This is a genomic window from Nicoletella semolina (assembly GCF_004345745.1).
Taxonomy (GTDB): domain Bacteria; phylum Pseudomonadota; class Gammaproteobacteria; order Enterobacterales; family Pasteurellaceae; genus Nicoletella; species Nicoletella semolina.
In genome coordinates, this window is the sequence record NZ_SLXJ01000005.1 from 102168 (window position 1) to 118347 (window position 16180).

General features: G+C 39.4%; 14 protein-coding genes, 1 pseudogene and 1 riboswitch. Of the genes and pseudogenes, 9 read left to right on the forward strand and 6 right to left on the reverse strand.

Going from position 1 to position 16180, the window contains the following annotated elements:
• Positions 1–27: 27 nt before the first annotated feature.
• The 6 genes and pseudogenes from EV693_RS04630 to EV693_RS04655 all read right to left on the reverse strand — a co-directional run bounded on the left by EV693_RS04630 (position 28) and on the right by EV693_RS04655 (position 9278).
• Entirely contained in the window at positions 28–1542 is a 1515-nt protein-coding gene (locus tag EV693_RS04630) for a restriction endonuclease subunit S (RefSeq protein WP_132501212.1), read from the reverse strand.
• Positions 1539–2534: a virulence RhuM family protein gene (locus EV693_RS04635; protein ID WP_132501213.1), complete on the reverse strand. Its 996-nt coding sequence runs from the start codon at positions 2532–2534 to the stop codon at positions 1539–1541. Before EV693_RS04635 ends, EV693_RS04630 begins: the two co-directional genes overlap by 4 nt.
• An 8-nt stretch (positions 2535–2542) precedes the next feature.
• Positions 2543–4011, reverse strand: a pseudogene (locus tag EV693_RS04640) (class I SAM-dependent DNA methyltransferase).
• A gap of 84 nt (positions 4012–4095) precedes the next feature.
• Positions 4096–6456 (reverse strand): EcoAI/FtnUII family type I restriction enzme subunit R, encoded by a 2361-nt coding sequence (gene hsdR / locus EV693_RS04645; RefSeq protein ID WP_132501214.1) that lies wholly within the window; start codon positions 6454–6456, stop codon positions 4096–4098.
• Positions 6457–6591: 135 nt separating this feature from the next.
• Positions 6592–7998, reverse strand: coding sequence for a surface lipoprotein assembly modifier (locus tag EV693_RS04650; protein ID WP_165904876.1), 1407 nt, complete (start codon positions 7996–7998; stop codon positions 6592–6594).
• Positions 7999–8138: 140 nt separating this feature from the next.
• Positions 8139–9278, reverse strand: a complete 1140-nt coding sequence (locus EV693_RS04655; RefSeq protein ID WP_132501215.1) for a factor H binding protein domain-containing protein — start codon at positions 9276–9278, stop codon at positions 8139–8141.
• 141 nt (positions 9279–9419) lie between these two features.
• On the opposite strand from EV693_RS04655, the gene EV693_RS04660 reads away from it, so the two are divergent.
• From EV693_RS04660 to EV693_RS04695, 9 genes are all read left to right on the forward strand, one after another.
• Positions 9420–9833, forward strand: coding sequence for a helix-turn-helix domain-containing protein (locus EV693_RS04660; RefSeq protein WP_132501216.1), 414 nt, complete (start codon positions 9420–9422; stop codon positions 9831–9833).
• Positions 9834–10015: 182 nt separating this feature from the next.
• A riboswitch (TPP riboswitch) is annotated at positions 10016–10120 on the forward strand.
• Positions 10121–10291: 171 nt separating this feature from the next.
• The gene (gene tenA / locus EV693_RS04665) at positions 10292–10948 is read left to right on the forward strand and encodes a thiaminase II (RefSeq protein ID WP_165904877.1); all 657 of its coding nucleotides are present in this window, start codon (positions 10292–10294) and stop codon (positions 10946–10948) included.
• A gap of 25 nt (positions 10949–10973) precedes the next feature.
• Positions 10974–11774 carry a hydroxyethylthiazole kinase gene (gene thiM / locus EV693_RS04670; protein WP_132501217.1) on the forward strand — a complete coding sequence of 267 codons (801 nt, stop codon included), beginning with the start codon at positions 10974–10976 and terminating at the stop codon, positions 11772–11774.
• The gene (gene thiD, locus EV693_RS04675) at positions 11767–12612 is read left to right on the forward strand and encodes a bifunctional hydroxymethylpyrimidine kinase/phosphomethylpyrimidine kinase (RefSeq protein WP_132501218.1); all 846 of its coding nucleotides are present in this window, start codon (positions 11767–11769) and stop codon (positions 12610–12612) included. Before thiM ends, thiD begins: the two co-directional genes overlap by 8 nt.
• Complete coding sequence (gene thiE, locus EV693_RS04680; RefSeq protein WP_132501219.1) at positions 12609–13307, forward strand: thiamine phosphate synthase; 699 nt, start codon at positions 12609–12611, stop codon at positions 13305–13307. Before thiD ends, thiE begins: the two co-directional genes overlap by 4 nt.
• Before the next feature lie 223 nt (positions 13308–13530).
• Positions 13531–14115, forward strand: coding sequence for a hypothetical protein (locus EV693_RS04685; RefSeq protein ID WP_132501220.1), 585 nt, complete (start codon positions 13531–13533; stop codon positions 14113–14115).
• Between the two features lie 59 nt (positions 14116–14174).
• On the forward strand, positions 14175–14399 hold the full coding sequence (locus EV693_RS04690; RefSeq protein WP_132501221.1) for a hypothetical protein: 225 nt from the start codon (positions 14175–14177) through the stop codon (positions 14397–14399).
• Between the two features lie 69 nt (positions 14400–14468).
• Positions 14469–14627: a hypothetical protein gene (locus tag EV693_RS09480; RefSeq protein WP_165904878.1), complete on the forward strand. Its 159-nt coding sequence runs from the start codon at positions 14469–14471 to the stop codon at positions 14625–14627.
• A gap of 11 nt (positions 14628–14638) precedes the next feature.
• Positions 14639–16138: a phage portal protein gene (locus EV693_RS04695; protein ID WP_132501222.1), complete on the forward strand. Its 1500-nt coding sequence runs from the start codon at positions 14639–14641 to the stop codon at positions 16136–16138.
• Positions 16139–16180: the final 42 nt, after the last annotated feature.

A 16180-nucleotide genomic window follows, 5' to 3' on the forward strand; every position in this document is an offset into this window, starting at 1 on the left:
ATCAGTATGATAAAAAGATTTAGGCGGTCAGTTATACGCTAAATTTTGCAAAGTAGAAAATAATTTTTCAATTTTTTCCACAATGCGTTTTTGTTCGTTTAGTGGAGGGAGTGGGAAGTAGATCTTATTTAATTCTTCAACAGGTAGCCCTTTAACAGTTAGTCCTTGTCCTTGAAGATTTAAAGTTTTGAAAAAATATACAAAAAATAGTTTATCTACATCATTTGATAGAATAATCCCTCTCAAATCTTGATTAATAGAAACATCTATATTATTTATCGCGATTTTTCCTAATCCCATTCTTGTGCATAAAATGATGTTATTTTTAGGAATTATATTAGACGAACTATTTTCTAATCCAAGATCAGAGATAAAATCAGATGTATTATTTAAATAAATACTATCTTTATCCAAATCCTTAACACTAGCCCAAGGAATTTCTCCATTCCAATATTCTGATATATTTTTAGATGGTGTTCCACCACCAATATTAAATAAAATAATGTTCTCTAACCTCACCCACCCCCAATTTTCAGGAATATCAAATGGGATTTCGTCAGCGATACAACGCTCTTCACCGTTGATAATCTCATAAGGCAAATTATCACGAAGGATAATTTCTGATTCCACCTTCGGTTTTTTCCGTTTTTTCTCAGCAATTAGGCGTAATTTCTCTGCTTTTATCCGCTCAATCAAGCGAGAAGCAGGCTCATCATTCGGATCTTGCTCAGTTAATTTGCCTTGAATTGCCGCCTGTAAAATTGACTTTTTTAACTGTTCTGGAAATTGCTGATGTAAAGCGGTCAGTTTTTCTTCTTTTTCTGCATATTGTTCAATATAAGGCAGTAATGCTTCAATTTTCGCCACAATACGTTTTTGTTCGTTGAGTGGGGGGATTGCTATTGGCAAATTATATAATTTATCATCATTGATTGCAGGATAAGCAACACCTACCATTTCTTGATTAACAAACTCAGTAAATACAGGGCTTAATAAATAGTAAAATAAATATTTATGATAAAAATTGGTAAATACATTCATTACGGCAAATGCTGTACTTGCTATTGGCTCATATTGAAAATCTTGTTCTAATATACAAATATTTTGTAAATAAGGACGAACAGTTGAGTATAAAATAGAATTTTTCTGAACAATCTTTCTTGCCCTAGATGGAGCCTGATCTGGTTCTAAAATATTTTCTAAGCTATTTAATTTATGGATTTTATTATTTATAAGACCTACATCTATGTAAAAAAAACGCTCATTAGGTGTTTTTTGCCCTAAATTAAAAATAATATTCCCCAATTTTTCAATTTCCCAACTTTCAGGGATTTCAAAGGGGAAATCCTGTTGCGATACAGAAGGGAGATTATCGGTAGCTTTTTTGCTTTTTTTGATTTTGCCTTCCGCAATCAAGCGATCTTTTTTTTGCTTAATTTTTTCAAGCAACACCGAAGCAGGTTCATCGCTTGGGTCTTGTGGCACAAGCTTGCCTTGAATGGCGAGTTGTAAAATGGCGTTTTTAAGTTGTTGAGCTTTCATCGTGTTTGTTTAACCTTTTTTCCGATTGCTTCAAGGGTATTTAAGTCATCTTGTTCGGCATTTAATGCGAGTATTTCACGTCTCTTTTGTTTAAAAAGGGCATACTGTTCATCAGTAAATTCTTTCATTTGTTGGCGGCTTTTATTGCCTTTATCCGCCAGCACAGGAAAACCATTATCTTCAATAATGCTATCAATACGGTTTTGCCAAAAGCGTAGGGTTAAATCTTGGCGATTTTTAGCTCTTAGCTCCGCACTTTCTAGGAAGATGACCGTTAGGCGGTTGAGCGTATCAATTTCGTCTTCATTGAGATAATTTTTTGAAACGATAATATCGGCTTTTTGCACTCGCTCACCACTCCAAGTAGTTAAACCCATATTTGGTAATTCCGCATTTGCTCGGTGACAAATGAGCTCTGCTGCTGTTTGTTGTGTCACCGCATAAATGAGCTTGTTTTGAGCTTCGGCGAAGAACATTTCAGTGGCTTTGTCGGTCGCATCGTAGTCACTAGAAAGCTTGAATAGCTCCCGCACTTTTTGATAAAAACGCATTTCACTGGCTCGAATATCTCGGATTCGTTCCAGTAATTCATCAAAGTGATCAACTCGTCCGTTCGGATTTTTCAGACGTTCATCGTCCATTAAAAATCCTTTTTCTAAATAAGTGCGTAAACTACTATTTGCCCAACGTCTAAATTGCACACCTCGTGGGCTACGCACACGAAAACCAATAGCTAAAATCATTGCTAAAGCATAGTGCTTTACACTGTAATTTTTGCCATCAGTAGCAGTTATGAAAAAATCCTTCATAACTGAAGCTTCATCTAACTCATTGTCATTAAATATATTTTTGATATGTTCGGATATATTTCGTACAGAGGTGTCAAAAAGTTCAGCAAGCTGATTTTGGGTTAGCCAAACTTCATTTTCTGCAACAAAAAGTGAGACTTTACTTTTACCGTCTTCAGTGTTGTAAATGATTAAATCAGACATTTTTCCACCTATAATTTAATCCCCAAAATTTGAGTGATTTCGCCTAAAATGCGATCAATATCGGCATTTAAAGCGGTACGTTTTTGCTGATAATTTGCAATGAGTTCGTCAGGTGGCAAAATTTCCTCTTCTTCGTGTGGGAAACCGCAAAGATCGATGTTAAATTGGCGATCCGCAATTTCTTGATAGCTGTAACATCTCGCTTTATCAAAGCCATCAATTTCAATCGCTTGGCGGTTGTGCCACCACTCCATTACCTCGTTGAAATGCTCTAATTTCATTGGCTTAGTTTTCGAGAAGTTTTTGTAGCCTTCTGGCATATCCAAGCGGTAGAACCAGGTCTCTTTGGTTGGTTCTGTGTTATCAAAAAAGAGAATGTTATTGTGATTGAGGTGTAAGGAGCAAACACGCTATGTGGCAGACGAATGACGGTGTGTAAATTCATTTCCGTCATTAGTTTTTGCTTAATCGCAACTTTAGCGTTATCCGTACCGAAAAGGAAACCGTCTGGCAAGACAATCGCTACACGCCCATTTTTCTTTAAGCGATACATAATCACCAACATAAACAGATCCGCCGTTTCACTGCTGCGTAATGCAGAGGGAAAGTTGGTTTTGATCTGCTCAATTTCACTGCCGCCGTAAGGTGGATTCATTAAAATCACGTCAAATTTGTCATTCTCCGTATAGTCTTTTACTGGCTTTTCAAGAGCATTGTCGTGATGCACATTTGGGTTATCAATATCGTGCAAGAGCAAATTGGTAATACAAAGCAGGTGCGGTAGGGCTTTTTTCTCAATGCCGTAAACGGAATTATTGAACAAAGTGCGGTCGGAAACGGATTGAATTTGTTTCTCTAGCACTTTCAATGCTGAGGTTAAAAATCCCCCTGTGCCACAAGCAAAATCGGCAATTCGCTCGCCTAATTTAGGGGCAATCATCTTTACCATAAAATCGGTTAGTGCTCGTGGTGTATAAAATTCCCCTGCATTGCCTGCACTTTGAAGGCTTTTTAGTATATTTTCATAAATATCGCCAAAGGTATGGCGTTCTTGGTATTGCTCAAAGTTGATTTCATCAATGATATTGATCACTTGGCGAAGCAAAATACCATTTTTCATATAGTTATTATTATCTTCAAATGCTGCACGGATAATTCTTTGATTCATTGGCGTTTCAGTCGAAATCGGCAAGTTTTTCAGTGCAGGGAAGAGATCATTATTGACGAAATTGAGTAGCTCATCGCCTGTCATTGCTTTTCCGTCTTTATTGTCTTTCGCCCAATTTTCCCAACGTAAAAAATCAGGCAAAATTGAATGGTAGTCATCAGAAATAAGTTCCCATTCTTGCTCTTTAGCATCGTAAATTTTTAAAAATAAAATCCACACGATTTGCTCAATACGCTGTGCATCGCCATTAATGCCTGCATCATTTCTCATCACATCTTGCAAGCGTTTTACTAAATTGTTTAAGCTCATTTTAGGTGTCCTTAAAAAAGAAAAGTACGGTGAGATTTTAAGATATTTTGCAAATTGCGATTTAATCTCACCGCTTGTTGAGTATTAATCCGAATAAATCATTTTTTCTAAGCCTTGAACGGCTTTTTGATAAAGTGCCTTTCCGCCAAATTTTTTCACAATCGCAATCAAGCCACCAAGCGGTTCAAATTGACTGTTTTTCAGCAATTCAGGTTTACTGAGATCTTTCACGCCTGATTTCACATATTCATCAAGTAATAGCCCTAGTACTTGGCGATTCTCTTCTGAGTATTGAGCGAAATAGCCACTGTTTTTTGCTTTTTCGATTCGTTCTTGCTTGGTTATTGGTACTTTTCCGTAACCGACTTTTCGGATAACGTCATAATCGTCAAATTGGCGACCAAATTGGTTTTTCTTGCGAAGAGAATTGAGCCATTTTTCGTCGGTGTAAAATTTTGAGAAAATCTCACCGCTACTTAGCCAGCTTTGTTGGAACTGCTCGTAGGACGAGAAATCTTTTTGAATTTCACGTTGGGAGAAAAGATCAATATCTTCTGAAACCAGCTCGCCTTGTTCGTTGAGATACTGTACTTTTTCATCAAGAATACGCAGTTTTAAGCTACCCGCTTCCAAAACGATAACAGGCTTATATTCGCCTTCATTTTCCTTCACTGTCTGTGGTTCTTTAGGATTATGAATTGGTTGATCATTTTCTGAATCAGAAATAGGGTTATCTGGATCGATATCAATAATGACCACGGGCTCACCATCAAAAGCAGGATCAGCAAAAAGCCGTGTTACGCCACGAAAATCTAAAATGGTGAAAAACTCTTTGCCTGCATCCGTGCGTAAGCGTGTGCCACGTCCAATAATCTGCTTAAATTCAGTCATGGATTGAATGTTGGCATCAAGTACCACCAATTTGCAGGTTTTGCTATCCACTCCTGTCGTCATCAATTTAGAGGTTACGGCAATCACTGGGTAAGCCTTATCTTCATTTTTGACATCACAAAAGGCTTCTAAATCCTCATTTTTAGCTGTTTGATCGCCTGTAATTTGGCGGATATATTTCGGATTTTTCGCCAGCATATCGGCATTTAAGCGAGATAATTCCGCTACCATTCGTTGAGCGTGGTTGATATTGGCACAAAATACAATCGTCTTATCTAATCGGTTCGTTTTGTGTAAAAATTCAGTAATCCGTTCTGCCACAAGTCGAGTGCGGTCATCAAGCACAATGTTATAATCAAAATCTTTGACGGTATAAAGCCTGTCTTCAACAGGATTTCCATTTTTATCCTGTAAACCTTTGATTGGTCGCCAGCCTTTCAGATCACAATCTAAATCAACACGGATAACACGGTAAGGGGCAAGAAAACCATCTTCAATCCCTTGTTTTAGGCTGTAGGTATAAATTGGATCGCCAAAATAGCTAATATTGCTTGCATCTGCGGTTTCTTTTGGTGTAGCGGTCATACCAATATGTGTCGCTTCAGAGAAATAATCCAAAATTGCACGCCAGTTGGAATCTTCTTTGGCGCTACCTCGATGACATTCATCAATGATGATTAAATCAAAAAATGAGGGCTGAAATTGCTTGAATAACTGATTATCCGTTTCACCATCTAATTGCTGATAAAGTGCCAAATAGACTTCAAAGGAGCTATCCAATTTTTTGTTGCTCACTTTGACCATTTTGTCTTTAAATGGCTTGAAGTCTTGGGTCATCGGCTGATCGACTAACACATTTCTGTCAGCAAGAAATAAAACCTTACGTTTTGTACCACTAGCTTTCAGGCGATGAATAATTTGAAAGGCGGTGTAAGTTTTGCCTGTTCCTGTTGCCATAACTAACAAAATACGATTTTGCCCTTTGGCAACCGCTTCTATCGTGCGGTTGATTGCAATTTCTTGGTAATAACGAGGCTCTTTGAAATGATCACTGGCACTGGTGTAATAAGGCTGTTGGATAATTTTTAATTCTTCTGCTGTATATTGCTGCCTCCAACGCTCCGCTAGCTCGTGCGGTGTTGGAAATTGTGTCATAGGAAGTTGGCGTTGTTTACCCGTTATAAAATCGTGTTCAACAAATTCATCGCCATTTGAACTATAAGCAAAAGGAATATCCAGTAATAAGGCATAATCGATTGCTTGTTGTAAACCATCTCTTGATGAATGTTTATTATCTTTGGCTTCTACAATTGCAATTTTGCGATTAGCAGAGTGATAAAGCAAATAATCTGCTCGTTTAGCGTCTTGGCGACTTGCTTTCTTCGTTTTAGGATCAAGAACCATTTGACCATCAGTAAATGTTTTATTGACTTTGAAAGAATATTCCTCACTAATTTGGCGATCGCTCCAACCTGCATTTTTAATGGCAGGCGTAATAAATTTAGAACGAATATCCGCTTCAGTCATTTGACGCTTTTCTTCTGGGCTAAACATAGACTTTCTTCCGATAAGTTTTGATTACGAGAAGATTATAGCAAAGAATTGAGCATTAGATATTTCTTCAGCAGATAACAAACTGTCAAGATTGTGAGAATTTACAAAAATATTGCAGAATCTGACCGCTTGCACTTACCACACTTTTTCTACGTTTATAAACCACTCACTGTTTGAACGGCTGTAAAATGCTGTGATGTTACTATCCACTTTGCGATAACGATAGTTTAATTTCGGCACAAAACCTTTCCATCGGATTTGGTTATGCCACAGGCTGGTATTCACGCTGTATTCGCTATCAATGCGTTTTTTCGGAAAATAGAAGTTATCTGCTAAGAAGTTACGTTTCACATAACGCAAACCCACACAGCTGGCAAAATTGCCAAAACGAATGAGTGTGCCAACATTTATTCCCTTGCGAATAGAGCTTTCAGCCTTGTCTTTGACTCGATCTTTGCTCACCTCTAAACCACCGAATATCACCCAATTTGCATTAGCTTGATAACTTAATGAGGTTGATAGCCCACTCATATGACCGTTATAACGTTTTGCAATATTTCCACCTGTATAACGTTTTTGTGTGTGATTAAAATTAGCAGAAAGCCGCCATTGGCGAGTAAGCTGACGGTGAAATTCCACATTTACCCCAAAATTTCTGCTATAACGTGGCGAAGCGAGCCAATTTTGTTCAAAGAACGGCAAAATGCCCCAAGATTGCAATGCCGAAAGTTTACGATAACCGAATGAACTGTATAACGATTTTTCGCTGTGTTCTCGATTATTCCAATAATGTATGCCACTAAATCGCCCTTCAAATACTACAAAATGATTACCACTTAAATTTATTTCTCTACTTGCTCCCAAACCATAACGAACACCCTGTGCTTTTTGTGGTAGGGAATCGCTATTTTTAACAAAACGCAACCCACCAATTTCGACTTCTCGTTCACTGGATGCATTATTCGCATTATTCGTTTGTGTATATTGTAATTCCGCATCAGGTTGCCAACTTTGGCGTTCCTTTATTGCTTGTAAATAGCGTTCGACTAAAGGTTGCATTTGTGGTTCAAGCGAATTTTTTGCTTGGTTTAACTGCTGTTTGGCCTCATGATATTGCTTATTTTCAAACAACATCACACCCAAATCAAAACGTGGATAAGCTAACTGCGGTTGAGCTTGTAAAAGTTGTTGATAAAGCTGGATTGCCCCATCATAATTTTGCTCTGCTCGTAACATTGCTCCTTTTGCATAACGATATAAAATCGGATCAAAATTCGCCTGCTTAGCATAATGTTCTAATGCAATTTTTAAGGCTTGCCACTGCTTATTGACCAATAAAGTCGTAATGGTTTGATCCCAATTTGCTTGCTCGATTGGGGTGAACATTGGGGTATTAGCGGTCAAATTCGGTGAATTTTTTGCAAATTTTGCCTGTTTTCGCTGAACAGATTTATCCTCAAAAAAGAGTGGCTTAGGCGTGGAAAGGGTTTCTGCTAACAGAGTTGAGGGAAGTATAAAAAGAATAAAAGATATTGATTTCATTAGATTTTATTAGACGTGAGTTCTTATTGTAGGAACACACTGCGTTCGCCTGCAAGCGGTCAAAACTGTACAAAATTTTGCATATTTTAACCGCCCAATACGGACACACAGTGTGCCTAATTATGTTGAATAGTTAAAAACTATTTTTGGATTTGGCCACGAGTGCCGCCGAAGCCGACAACGTCTTTTCCATCAAATGACACTTTACCACTTACTTCTTCAGCATTTTTGCCATAGAAGCCAAGAGAGTATTCTCCCCATTTATAACTTTGTGTTGCATTTGCAGAAATACCAGTTCCAGAAATGGTACCTCGTTCGAGCGTAATATCATTACCTAACCCAGTAATTGAACCTGAACCCGTTTTATCTGCAAAGTTTACGTTGTAAGATAATTTGCCTTCAATTGGTTCATCAGATCCAGAAAATAATTTGCCTTCAATTGGTTCATCAGATCCAGAAAAACCAACAATCGTACCGTTAAATGCTTTACCAGAATAAGTCGCACTACCTTGCAATGGCAACGCTTTTTCTTCCGTGCGAAGACCTTTTACTTGAATTGAGCTATCACGATTATCATCAAAAATATAACCTGTAGAATTATTATAAGATACAAATCCTGAATAATTACCTAATACCGCAGAATATGGTTGATTATAAATAACCTGATGAGTACGTTGTTCATTAGTCAATCTATTCGATGTACTACTAGATAACATCGATGTTTTACTTGTTAATGAATCTACTGGATAAGAATGATTAGAGATACCTTTAAGGCTTTCCGCTTCTGCAAGCACTTTTTCTTTAAGGAAATTATCTAGTGCAGGTTGCTCTTTACCATTGGAAATATCTACATTTTGTTCAGCAAACTCTTTAGCATCACTATCTGATAAGCCTTTTCCTTTTGCAAAGGCAATAAGATCTTTCATTTTTTGTACAATACGAGCTTCTTCCTTCGCTCTAGCTTCTGCCTCAGCTTTTTCTCTCGCTTCCTGTTCAGCTTTAGCTTTGGCCTCTGCTTCCGCTCTTGCTTTTGCTTCTTGTTCAGCTTTAGCTTTGGCCTCTGCTTCCGCTCTTGCTTTTGCTTCCTGTTCAGCTTTAGCTTTGGCTTCTGCTTCCGCTCTTGCTTTTGCTTCTTGTTCAGCTTTAGCTTTATCTGTTCGTGTCGTTTGTTGTACTTTTGAAATTGGCTTTGTTACATTACCTGAACCGCCGCCACTGCTCCCACAAGCAGTTAAACTCAGTAAAATTGTGGCTGCAATAGAAATACGTTTAATAGACATAGATAGACCTCATTTGATGATTGTAAATACGCTTAAAATTAAAGCCCTTTTAATCTATACTAATCTCAAAAATAAACCATAAACCACCAGTTACAGCCTATTACCTTTTTAGGCGAAGTAACTTACCTTAAAAGAGCAATTATGAAAATTAACGAAAAAATCCGCTATTTACGAGAAACTCGCCGACTTTCACAAGAAGTAATGGCGGAAAAATTAGGAATGTCAGTGACAGGTTATGCCAAAATTGAGCGAGGCGAGGTGCGTTCAAATTTACCCCGTTTAGAGCAGATCTCTGAAGTATTTGATATGGATATTTGTGAGTTATTATCTTACGGAGATGAGGGGCAGATTTATTTTCATAATGCGGAAAACGGTTTTAGCAACTCTAATAATTTTCTTACCGTTGGGCATAATAATAGCAACAGCCAAGAAATTGAACGCCTACAACAGCTTTTAGCTCACAAAGAAGAGTTAATGGCTCAAAAAGATAAACTGATTGAAAGCCTAGAGCGTGAACTTGCCTTATTAAGAAAGCTAACAAGTGGTCAAAGTTAGATATATTTTGGTATGTTTGGCTAAATACCCACTGATTTATATGATTTATAGGTGGGAAACGCCTATATCTAGACTTCTGTAAAAATTTCGCAAGAACTGACCGCTTGCAATACAGCGTGAACTCGAACACATTTTATGCAAATTCTGATTGTATTTTATTTTTAATGCTTTAGACTATGACAACGTTTTAGTCGGGGTGCTTTGTGAACAACGGTTCAAAAAGCTGAGATGATACCCGTGAACCTGATACAGCTAACACTGACGTAGGAAACTAATATGCCAATCATAATCTGCTACGGCTTTTCGCCGTTTTATTCATTATCTGTCTTCTTTCTTAGTTCTTGTACGCAAGATTTCTATTATAAACAGCACTGATTAACGCCGCACATTCTTGCCAATCTTGGTAATAAAATGTGCGGTTTTTTTGTATTTCATCAATCAATCCATAAGAGGCAATTATGTCTATTTTTCAACAACTGGTTCAACATTCACAACCCCATTGGACACAATATATTCAGCACGATTTTGTACAGGGGATCGCAACAGGCACGTTACCTAAAGCCGCCTTTCAACACTATTTGAAACAAGATTATCGCTATCTGTTTCAATATAGCCGAGCGTTGTCATTGGGGATTTTTAAAGCCGATAATTTTGCTCAAATGGCACAAGCAAATGAAGCAATTAGCATATTGCTGAAAGAAATCAATGTGCATTTGCAATTTTGCCAACAGTGGGGCATTGCGGAATCTGAGGTGTTTGCAACAGAAGAATCTTTCGCCTGTATTGCCTATACACGTTATGTGCTGGATTGTGGAATAAACGGAGGGCTGGCAGAGCTGTATGCTGCCTTACTACCTTGTGCTGCAGGCTATGCGGAAATTGGGCGTTGGATTAAAAACAGTGGAATAAGTGCTGAAAATAATCCTTATCAAGCGTGGATTGACGCTTATGCAGCAGACGATTTTCAAGCGGGTGTACAGAAGATGATTTACTTATTTGAGTCCGTTTGTTGTCAATTAAACGAAAAGCAATTACAGAATTTACAAACGATTTTTACCACTGCAACCAAAATGGAGATCGCGTTTTGGCAGATGGGCTTAGATTTAACCCTTTAACGACTTTACTCAATAGGAGAAAAAAATGAAATCACGTTTTTTAAAACAAGTTCGCCAGCAAAATCCGCTGGTACATAATATTACCAATATTGTTGCGGCGAATTTTGCTGCAAATGGGCTATTAGCAATCGGTGCTTCTCCTTTGATGTCCAACTCTATAGAGGAAATGGAAGAAATTGCACGTTTTAGCCAAGTGTTGGTGATCAATATCGGCACGTTACTCGGTAATGATGTTGAGGCTATGCTCTTGGCAGGTAAAACAGCAAATAAAGTCGGCATTCCTGTGGTGTTAGATCCTGTTGCGGTGGGGGCTACCCAATTTCGCCGAGAAACGGTCAAGCGGTTACTTAATGAGATCAAATTTACCTTAATTCGTGGTAACGCAGGTGAAATTGCCGCGTTAGCTGGCGTACAATGGGAAGCAAAAGGGGTGGACGCTGGGAGCGGTCAGGGCGATGTCGCAGCATTAGCAAAGAAAGCTGCTCACGACTATCGTTGTATCGTGGCATTAAGTGGCGAGATTGATGTGATTAGCGATGGCTCTCAAGTGGTCAAAATTGCTAATGGCACGCCGATGTTCCCTAAAATTACGGCGTCAGGCTGCTTACTTGGGGCGATTTGTGGGGCGTTTTTAGCCGTTGCAAAGTCAGATAACTATTTTGATGCGACCTTGGAAGCTTGTGCAACTTATGCCATTGCAGGAGAACGGGCAGCGGCCTCATTAAATCCAACAGAGTTTGGTCAATTTGAAGTGGGTTTGCTGGATAATCTAGGCGGTATCTCGCCTGAAATGATTGAGCAGTATGCAAGGATTACTTATGCCTAATTTATCTCAGCCGTCTCAAATTTCCCAGTTTTGCAATACTCCTCAAGCACTCACCATTGCAGGCTCTGATAGCGGAGGCGGTGCGGGCATTCAAGCGGATCTCAAAACGTTTCAAATGCGAAAAGTATTTGGTACATCAGTGATTACCGCAGTAACGGCTCAGAATAGTTTAGGCGTATTTGATATTCATGCCGTGCCATTAAAAACTGTCGAAGCACAATTGAAAGCCATCGCTGACGATTTTCAGATTTCAGCCTTTAAAATCGGTATGCTCGGCAATGCTGAAACCATTATCGGCGTAGCGAGTATGCTCAAAAAGTTAGATTTTAGACAACTCGTCCTCGATCCTGTCATGGTGGCGAAAGGTGGTGCGGCATTACTTGAGAGCGAGGCAATTTACGCATTAAGAGAGTATTTGCTGCCGCTTGCAATGGTTATCACCCCCAATCTCCCTGAAGCAAAAGCATTGACAGGTGTAGAAATTATTGATGATCAGACCGCTAGTCTTGCCGCTCACATATTACAAGAACAAGGGGTAAAAAATGTGGTGATTAAAGGTGGTCATTTAGCACATTCCCAAAGTGCAGTCTGCCGAGATTGGGTCTTTACCCCAGAGGCACAATTCGTGTTAGATAGCCCTCGTTATTCTACACGTCATACACACGGCACAGGCTGCACATTTTCTGCTTGTCTCACTGCAGAATTAGCCAAAGGAAAAGCGGTCAGTTCTGCGGTAAAAATTGCAAAAGATTTTATTACGCAAGCCATTGCTCAACCGCTTAATATAGGACAAGGACACGGTCCAACTAACCATTGGGCCTATCAGGAGGAAATATGAATACCACTACAAATAAAACCGATCAACTCAATGTTAATATCCGTAAAATGCTCTCGCTCTATTTTGTCGCAGGCTCACAGGATTGCCCTCGACCAACAAACGATCGTGCAGCGAATTTGTTGCACGTTCTAGAACAGGCATTGATAGCAGGAATTCGTTGTTTTCAATTTCGAGATAAAGGGGCAAACTCATTAGAAAGTATGCCAGAGAAACAGCGAGAATTGGCACGACAATGTCGTGATTTATGTCGAAAATATCAAATTCCATTCATTATGAATGACAGCCTACCGCTGGCCTTAGCCCTAGAAGCTGATGGTATTCATATTGGACAACACGATATGTCGCCTAGTGAAATTCGTAAACAATGCCCACCGCCCTTTATTATTGGGCTTTCTACTCATTCACTTGATGAAATTGGCTACGCTGAATCGCTGCCTGAAGTGGATTATTGCGGTTTTGGTCCTATTTTCCCAACCCAATCAAAAGCCAATCACAGCCCACCGATTGGACTAGAACTTATTAAGGCGGTTCGCCAAGCAGGAATCACAAAACCTATCGTGTGCATTGGTGGCGTGAAACCTGAACACGTTGTTTATCTCCGCCAAAATGGTGCAGATGGCATTGCTGTCGTGAGTGCAATCAGCCAAGCTGATGATGTTGCTCAAGCGGTTAAATTACTAGGAAAATCCGCATAAAAAATCGCCACAGAGTGGCGATAATCATTGAAATTTATAGTGTCGCCATTATCTGGTGGTGAAATATACTCATCTACAACTGAAATTGTAGAAAAATATACACCTTATGTTTTCTCTGAAGGGGTCGGTGCAACAATGATAGGAACGTTCAATTTCAGTATAATTCATCAGGGTTAGCCACTGGTGGCGAATTTTCAAATATTGAAAGAAAGGTAACATTCAAATGAAGAAATGGCTGTTTTCGTTTAGTCTTGCTTGTTTTTGTATGCTTGGGTATCAAGTATTCCGAGACTATCAAATATATAGGACGCATCTTGCTCATATTGATGTTATTTTATCGTCGCCAGATTCAGAGCGTTACTATCAGAATTTGACAGAGCAGAATATAGCTCTAACAAAACTCATTCAATACAACGAAAATCGCCTTTTACCTAATTTTTGGCAGGAGTGGTATCTTTGGCGTAAACTAAGTATTCTACCTATATTACAACAGCCTGATAGACATCAGGAGATGCTATCCCTGTCTTACAAAATGTATGAAAAAACCAATAAGAATTTTTATTTATGGACGTATTGTTTATTGCTAGAACGAGTTGAAAAAGCAGATCTAGATTGCTATCGGAAATCCTTAATGGAATTAAAAAAACAGAAAGAATACTTTACTCGTGCGGAGTATTGGTTAATGGCTACTGCTGTGAATGATGTTGATTTAGAGCTAAATAAATCTCGATTATTGAGTGAGCAAAATAACCTTATTGAGCTTGTACTTCAAGATAGGAAGCAAACATTGAGAAATATGTTTCCATAGTAGATATACCTCAAACCAACCGCTTGTAGAAATACAGGCGGTTTTTTATTGGAGTAAAAATGAGTCTGTATACTATTGATGAACTCAAACAAAAAATCCGACAGCTAGACGAGAAAATCGAGACTGCCCAATCACAGGTCAGCTTTAATGGGCGGTCTGTTTCGTATCAGGTGGCGGAATACACCAAACAGCGTGATCGCTATCAAATAATGCTGGATGAGCAGCTTGCAACTAGCGGTCAGAAAGTGCGAAAACATCGCATAAAGTACGCAAATTTTATCTAAAAACAAACCCCAAGAGCGGCAAACTCTTGGGGTTTTTCTTTACCCATTAAGTAGGAATGAATAAAGAATATGGTTAAGTATAACCCAAAACATCAAGTAAAGGTAGGTGGAAAAATGAGTGAGAATGCAGCAGATAAAGTCGGTAATAAATTAGCTAATGCCGCAATTATTGCAGCAGTTGGTTTTGCGATTGGTGCAGCTTGTTTTGGAATTAGCTTTTTAATATAGAGGTCGTAACGATGAACCTACTTGAAAAAACCATTGCTACCTTGTCTCCGAAATGGGCAGTAAAACGTTCACAAAGTCGCTATGTGCTGAATACTTATGAGGCGGCATTACCAAGCCGAACGCACAAGGCACAACGAGAGGGCAAAGGAGCAAATACCACAGTTCGCCAAAGTGCGGTCAGCCTGAGAGAACAGGCGCGTGCGTTAGATCAAAATCACGATATTGTGATAGGCATTCTGGATAAAATGGAAGAACGGGTGATTGGCTCAAAGGGCATTCACATTGAGCCACAACCGCTCACATTGTCAGGTGATGTTCACGAAGCACTGGCAGAGCAAATTCGCAAACTTTGGGCAGAATGGTCCGTGAAACCTGATGTAACAGGCTTATATACCCGCCCTTTGTTGGAAAGAATGCTACTTCGTACTTGGCTACGAGACGGCGAGGTGTTTGTTCAGTTGGTTAAAGGAAAAGTAGCAGGATTAGAGCACGGCTCGCCAGTCGCCTTTTCACTTGAAGCCTTAGAGCCTGATTTTGTGCCAATGCAGACGGACGAAGCTAAAAATGGCTTAGTGCAAGGCGTATTTCTCAATGCGTGGCGAAAACCGACCGCTTACCAAGTCTATTTAGACAATCCGCAAGAAAGTCCAGCAGTATACGGAAGAATAAAGACCGTATCGGCTGAAAATATGTTGCATCTTGCCTTTCGTAAACGGTTACATCAAGTCCGTGGCGTGAGTATGTTACACGGTGTGATTGTGCGTTTAGCGGATTTGAAAGAATATGAGGAAAGTGAACGAGTAGCGGCACGTATTGCCGCTGCGATGACGATGTATATCAAAAAAGGCGATGCGGCTCTTTATGATGAGGAAAGCAATAGTGATGGCGAGCGGCTGTTTGATATTGCCCCTGGTGCGGTGATTGATGATTTAAAGCCAGGTGAAGACATCGGATTAATCCATTCCAACCGCCCAAATACAGGGCTAGAGTCGTTTAGAAATGGACAATTACGAGCGGCGGCAGCTGGTACACGCTCTAGCTATTCCAGTATTGCTCGAGATTATAACGGCACCTATTCGGCTCAACGACAAGAGCTAGTTGAAAGTTTTGAAGGCTATGCGGTATTGCAAGATGCCTTTGTTGCCGCTATCAGCCGTCCGATTTATCGAGAATGGCTAAAAATGGCAATAGCTTCACAGGCGATCGAGATTCCACCAGATATTGACGAAAAGTCGCTATTTAATGCGGTTTATTCAGGACCTGTTATGCCGTGGATAGATCCAATCAAAGAAGCCAATGCGTGGAAAGAACGAATCAAAGGCGGCTTAGCGACCGAAGGGCAGGCAATCCGAGCCAGTGGCAATAATCCTGCTGAGGTGAAACGGCAACGAATTGTGGAAATTAAAGAAAATGGGCGTGAGGGCTTGAAATTTGACACTGATTTAACCAATACGCAAATTCAGCCTAAACAGAACACAGCACAAAACGAAAACAACAATGAATCCGACTAGAAATGGTCGGTTTTTTTATACCTAAATTCAACAGGAGAAACT

Bases quoted from the DNA above. Each gene is read 5' to 3' on its own strand.
- hsdR (WP_132501214.1), bottom strand. From the start codon at position 6,456: ATGTTTAGCCCAGAAGAAAAGCGTCAAATGACTGAAGCGGATATTCGT.
- EV693_RS04650 (WP_165904876.1), bottom strand. From the start codon at position 7,998: ATGAAATCAATATCTTTTATTCTTTTTATACTTCCCTCAACTCTGTTA.
- EV693_RS04695 (WP_132501222.1), top strand. From the start codon at position 14,639: ATGAACCTACTTGAAAAAACCATTGCTACCTTGTCTCCGAAATGGGCA.
- tenA (WP_165904877.1), top strand. From the start codon at position 10,292: ATGTCTATTTTTCAACAACTGGTTCAACATTCACAACCCCATTGGACA.
- EV693_RS09480 (WP_165904878.1), top strand. From the start codon at position 14,469: ATGGTTAAGTATAACCCAAAACATCAAGTAAAGGTAGGTGGAAAAATG.
- EV693_RS04685 (WP_132501220.1), top strand. From the start codon at position 13,531: ATGAAGAAATGGCTGTTTTCGTTTAGTCTTGCTTGTTTTTGTATGCTT.
- EV693_RS04655 (WP_132501215.1), bottom strand. From the start codon at position 9,278: ATGTCTATTAAACGTATTTCTATTGCAGCCACAATTTTACTGAGTTTA.
- EV693_RS04635 (WP_132501213.1), bottom strand. From the start codon at position 2,534: ATGTCTGATTTAATCATTTACAACACTGAAGACGGTAAAAGTAAAGTC.
- EV693_RS04660 (WP_132501216.1), top strand. From the start codon at position 9,420: ATGAAAATTAACGAAAAAATCCGCTATTTACGAGAAACTCGCCGACTT.
- EV693_RS04630 (WP_132501212.1), bottom strand. From the start codon at position 1,542: ATGAAAGCTCAACAACTTAAAAACGCCATTTTACAACTCGCCATTCAA.
- thiE (WP_132501219.1), top strand. From the start codon at position 12,609: ATGAATACCACTACAAATAAAACCGATCAACTCAATGTTAATATCCGT.
- EV693_RS04690 (WP_132501221.1), top strand. From the start codon at position 14,175: ATGAGTCTGTATACTATTGATGAACTCAAACAAAAAATCCGACAGCTA.
- thiM (WP_132501217.1), top strand. From the start codon at position 10,974: ATGAAATCACGTTTTTTAAAACAAGTTCGCCAGCAAAATCCGCTGGTA.
- thiD (WP_132501218.1), top strand. From the start codon at position 11,767: ATGCCTAATTTATCTCAGCCGTCTCAAATTTCCCAGTTTTGCAATACT.